Origin of the sequence: Mesorhizobium sp. M8A.F.Ca.ET.202.01.1.1 (genome assembly GCF_004791595.1) — a bacterium.
In the GTDB taxonomy this organism is placed as follows: domain Bacteria; phylum Pseudomonadota; class Alphaproteobacteria; order Rhizobiales; family Rhizobiaceae; genus Mesorhizobium.
The window spans coordinates 1-290 of sequence record NZ_SRUN01000274.1 but is presented as its reverse complement, the minus strand read 5'-3'; the positions used below and the strand labels follow the sequence as shown (position 1 = coordinate 290).

General features: G+C 64.8%; 1 pseudogene. It reads left to right on the top strand.

The features are described 5' to 3' along the window. Nucleotides 1-124 (top strand): annotated as a pseudogene (locus EN845_RS34830) (metallopeptidase TldD-related protein); the annotation flags it as partial. Nucleotides 125-290: the final 166 nt, after the last annotated feature.

Below are 290 nucleotides of genomic sequence, written 5' to 3'. Positions count from 1 at the left end.
GCCGTTGCGGCGCCGTGGCCAGGACTCGCGTCCATTCGATGGCGAAGGCGTCGAGGGCGAGAGGCTCCTGATGATTGAAAAGGGTGTCCTCAACCACTGGTTCCTGTCGACGTCGGCGGGGAGGGCCTCAGCTTGGACAAGGTGCTCAGCGCCGCCGACAAGGCGCTCTACGACGCCAAGCGGGAAGAGCGAATGCGCTCGAGCCGTTGAGCACGCGCGCGCCTTGAAGTGCTGATTTGTCCGAAGCCGGGATGACATCCCAGGCGCCGAGCTCGCGAAGGGTTCTGATC